General features: G+C 40.8%; 6 protein-coding genes. 3 read left to right on the forward strand and 3 right to left on the reverse strand.

The window, feature by feature from the left end; translation table 11 throughout:
- The first annotated feature begins 143 nt into the window (after positions 1 to 143).
- Positions 144 to 497, forward strand: coding sequence for an LIC10260 family lipoprotein (locus LEP1GSC060_RS07480; RefSeq protein ID WP_003000250.1), 354 nt, complete (start codon positions 144 to 146; stop codon positions 495 to 497).
- A 541-nt stretch (positions 498 to 1,038) separates the two neighbouring features.
- Here the strand turns inward: LEP1GSC060_RS07480 and LEP1GSC060_RS07485 are convergent.
- Both LEP1GSC060_RS07485 and LEP1GSC060_RS20530 read right to left on the reverse strand, forming a co-directional pair.
- On the reverse strand, positions 1,039 to 1,725 hold the full coding sequence (locus LEP1GSC060_RS07485) for a hypothetical protein (protein ID WP_003000239.1): 687 nt from the start codon (positions 1,723 to 1,725) through the stop codon (positions 1,039 to 1,041).
- A gap of 125 nt (positions 1,726 to 1,850) precedes the next feature.
- Positions 1,851 to 2,000, reverse strand: a complete 150-nt coding sequence (locus LEP1GSC060_RS20530; protein WP_003000235.1) for a hypothetical protein — start codon at positions 1,998 to 2,000, stop codon at positions 1,851 to 1,853.
- 22 nt (positions 2,001 to 2,022) lie between these two features.
- Between LEP1GSC060_RS20530 and LEP1GSC060_RS07490 the strand changes: the two genes are divergently transcribed.
- Together LEP1GSC060_RS07490 and LEP1GSC060_RS07495 are read left to right on the forward strand one after the other, a co-directional pair.
- Positions 2,023 to 2,361: a hypothetical protein gene (locus LEP1GSC060_RS07490; protein WP_003000247.1), complete on the forward strand. Its 339-nt coding sequence runs from the start codon at positions 2,023 to 2,025 to the stop codon at positions 2,359 to 2,361.
- Between the two features lie 5 nt (positions 2,362 to 2,366).
- Complete coding sequence (locus LEP1GSC060_RS07495; RefSeq protein WP_003000241.1) at positions 2,367 to 2,900, forward strand: hypothetical protein; 534 nt, start codon at positions 2,367 to 2,369, stop codon at positions 2,898 to 2,900.
- A 256-nt stretch (positions 2,901 to 3,156) separates the two neighbouring features.
- Here LEP1GSC060_RS07495 and LEP1GSC060_RS07500 read toward each other — a convergent pair whose 3' ends face one another.
- Positions 3,157 to 3,969 (reverse strand): Lp29 family lipoprotein, encoded by an 813-nt coding sequence (locus LEP1GSC060_RS07500; RefSeq protein WP_036095748.1) that lies wholly within the window; start codon positions 3,967 to 3,969, stop codon positions 3,157 to 3,159.
- Positions 3,970 to 4,209 lie beyond the last annotated feature (240 nt).

Here is a 4,209-nt window from a genome sequence, read left to right on the forward strand (position 1 = left end):
GAGAACGCTCTAAAGGATACTAAATACGATACGATTTTGAACGCCGATGTGACTCAGCGGACAAACGTGTTGATCCCTTTGAATTGTATTGAGATCCAAGGTTTTGCGTTTGATAGTTCTAAAATTGATAAGGAAGGCAAAAAATGAAGCGGATCCGATTTGCGATTTTAATTCTTTTGCCGATGATTTTTATCGGTTGTTCTTCGGGAACCGTAAAACGAATTTCTTATGTTTCCTTAGATAAACCCAAGGGTGGGATTCTTGCGAATGAAGGGAAAGCCGTCGAGTTCAGTGAATTTCTGTTCGGAATTTCCCAAACTCCCGCGGGAGTCTATCCCTATTTAAAGGAGGCGGAAATACGAAGTGGAAGTTCGGTCCTTAGAAACGTGGACGTCGTTATGCGGGCTGGGTTTTGTCTACTTCCTTTACCGCCGGTGTTTTGTGTTACTCGCTATTCCGTAGTTGTAGGAAATGATTCGATACAAACAGTTCCCTAAGAGCTTTCGGATGATTTGAAAATAGACATTTCCGTCTGTAAAAATATTCACTTGCAAGCAATTTTACTCGGGATATGACTTCGTTAGAATCAGAAAACATTATATTCAAATAAATTAACGTGAATTCGGTATAAGAAAGTTCTATCTGATAAGAACGAAATTTTGCTTAAAAAGGGAAAACTTTTGCGGGAACTCCCGATTTAACATGAGTTCGATGTGAGAAAATCCGAATGAATTATGTCTTGAGGAACTCCTCAAGATTATACCCTATTCGAGATTCGTGTGGGAACTCCTGCAAGTTTGCTTCACGGCGAATATTATGTCGTGAGGAACCCAACAGATGTCTCTGTGGATAGACCTTGGGGGAATGACAGGACGGAAAGAGAAACCGAGTATATCCCGAATTCCGAAATCATAAGAAAATCCATAAGCGTATTTTCCCACAAATACATATTTGTAAAATCAGTCTGGAGACGAACTTGAAAACTGGAAGTGAAATTCCTGAAAGAACAAAGTCGGAGCGAGTGCACCTTGTTGAATTTTAGATTTCTTCCAAGAGATAAGGGCGAGTGTATTCTCGAATGATCTCAACGACGAAACGTCCCCAACTTTTCGCATCGTTCTGCGAGATCTCGACTTGTTTGATTTTCGGAAAATAAGGAGTCGGCTTATAAAGAGTATGCGAGAGTTCGACCGCCCGAAGATAATTATCCACCCGTTTTACACGAACGAAATGCAACAATTCGGACTGAACCTGATTTTGCTGAATATAACCGACGATAATGAGTTTTGGAAAAAGGGATTTTTTCAATAGATCGATGAATTCCGCAAAACTATCCACACGATCGATAAATCCTTCGTAAGCCCCGCCGCCCAGGTTCATGATCTGAGTCACTATATCCATCGTAAGGGAAACTCCCTCTGCGGAAGTCATATCCGAAATGATAACAATTCCTTCGTCGGGTTGGAAGGTTTTAAACATCTGCGCGCCTTTGAAATGTCTTCTCAAAAGTTTTGCGGCCGATATGTCGATTTCGGCGGCCTTCGCGAGAATCGTTCTTCCGGAAGAATCAAGAACGGGTTCTCTCGTGATGATGTATCTTTTTTTGGTCGCACCCTGATTCATCACTCGGAACGCCTTGACCTTTTCTTCGATTTCGTCCAACGAACAATAACCGATTTTTAAAACGTTTTCCCTCGATCTCTTTTCTAACTCTGTATCTTCCATTTGAAGTTTTAAAGGGACAGTACGATTCGAATGATCGAAATCCGAACTGATTTCCCTGATCCTGTTTTATCATAACATTGAATTAATTTCGAACAAACTCGTTTCTCGATAAGCGAGAAACAAGATTAAAACACTTGCGCCTTATTTCCGGTTTTTCTGAATGGAATCATGAATCCGGAAACGGAAAACTTTTCCCGATTTCGCATCTTTTTACGGATTGCGAAGATTGTTTCCTTACTGATTCTACTTTCCACTCTTTTTTCTTGCGAGTCCATAGAATTTATTCCGGAAACGGTTTTGAGAGATGAATTCGGTTTTTCTCATAAAAGCTCTTGGAACGAAATCGAAATCCGAACTACTTCTCCTCCCAAACCGTATCGAACCTACGGAAAAATCATCATTCGTTCTTTTGCAAACGGAAGAATCCCCGATTACCTGATTATCGATCTCAAAAAAGAATTGTTTTCCAATCACATGGACGGTGTAATTTTTACAGGGAAAGGAATCGTAAACGTTCCTCCGACTCTCATCCAATCCGGCAACGGAGACGGCAACACGGTTGCGGTCGGTTATATGAACAACGAAATGGGAGTGATCGAAGGTGTCGCTTACCGTTATAAGGATCACCAAAGGTAAAAAAGGTGGAGTCGAAAAATCCAAATTCTCCCCGCAGATTCAACAGCGAAATTTTTGTGGATTCGCAGGACCGTTGGATCTTTCAAGGAAATCGAATCGATCAACAAGGAATCCTCTCTTACTTTCGTCAAAATCTTCGCGAGGACCGACTCGGAATCTACATCGACAATCGTTTCGGAGAACTGACGGAAAACGGTTATCTCGAACTGGAAGGTTATCCCATTCACTTAACCGCTTGTAAAGAATCGGAAGGCACGTTATTCTTCCTTGCGGAGTCCGAAGTAACTTATTCCTTGAACGACTTAATCTTCGCCTTGGACAAGGACGGTTGTCTTTTTGCAAGAACCGCAAATCATAAAAAACTAAAATTCAGACCGGATCGAAACTGCCTTTCCGATCTCAGTCCTTTTTTGGAAGAAACAAAAGAAGGAACGGAAATCCGTTTTCACGACAATAAAATCCTAATTCCCGAATCGGGCGAGTCTCCGCGAGTAGATCTTCCTGGAGAATTCAATTTCGCGAATATTCAGAAAAACTAAACTTTAAGAAAGTATTTTAACGCTGGTTCGACGTAATCAATGCGAAAGCGATTGAAGCGGAATCAACAAATTGGAATGACAAAAAAATTTCGTTTTTAGAACGATCTATCAATTTGTTGATTGAAGCATTATGTTGCGACCGCAGGCAGCAACACTTTAGTTCAAGCGCGTTCCGGCTCTTGGCTTTGCCAAGGCCGGATTCGCCCGATTTTTTTTTACGAATTCACGTCGTTTTAACGAAATTTCACCGATTTTATCATTTGCGAAACGCGGATTGAGTTTGTATAAAACTCACTATGTCCGTTTCAAATTTGGAACCTTGTTCTTGATATACGAACTTGGGCGGAGAAGTCACTTGTTTGAGGGCGTTACATCCCATTCTACGACATTCCTCGGGAACGGAAGAAGCCCAGACCGCGCCCAAAACGGAATAACCTTGATCGTATTTGATGGAAGTGAGTTGATTCAGATTTTTATCGTAGATTTTAATTTCGGTTTCGGCCTGCAAAGACGCATAACTTGGAATCAGTCCCAAGGTGATTACGGAAAAAATAGAAGAGAACAATTGAACCACGCTACTTCCGAAATGTTTCGAAGTTTGAAACGCCGGCGTATGAATTCCCAACACGTAATAATCCGCGCCGATATCCTTTAGTTTAAAAATCCGTCCCTCCCCTTTTTTCTCCACGCTTGTCACATATGTCAGCTCAAGAACTCCGCTTTCCTTGACTTCGTTCAAATAATCCTGGACGAACTTCTTTACCTTATCGGAAGAAACGTCCTTTCTATATCCCGCGGATTTTAGATCGGACGCGTAAGCTCCATTCTGAAATTTGAATATAGTTCGATCGGGATAGACGAGATTTGCGGTGTACACACGAGTCTCCGCGGATGACCGTGTCATTTCAGTCGTATACGGACGGAAGCCGATATAGGCGATTTTTACCTTGGATAAATTCGGGATCGCCGCATTTTCCGTTCCGCTTTTGTGCACGTAATAGTGATAATTGCAGTTGAAAAAAAACAGAATGATAAAAACAAAGAATTTGGATTTTTGATCGTGTCTCATAGGTTTTTCCGGAATGGAGCGGATTCGATCGAAATCAAATCCGTTTCTCGTATTAAATTCTCTTAAATGATTCCTCTTTGCAATCAAAAAGAAAACAAACCGATTCATTATTTTATAAATTCTTATTTTAGAATAAAATCGTTGAAAAATTCAATCTTCGCGATTCACAAAACCGCTTCAATCGTCCATTTCAATGAAACAGAAACAAATAGAAAATTAATTTTTCAACAACTCTAATTG

Source organism: Leptospira weilii serovar Ranarum str. ICFT, from assembly GCF_000332415.1.
GTDB lineage: Bacteria > Spirochaetota > Leptospiria > Leptospirales > Leptospiraceae > Leptospira > Leptospira weilii_A.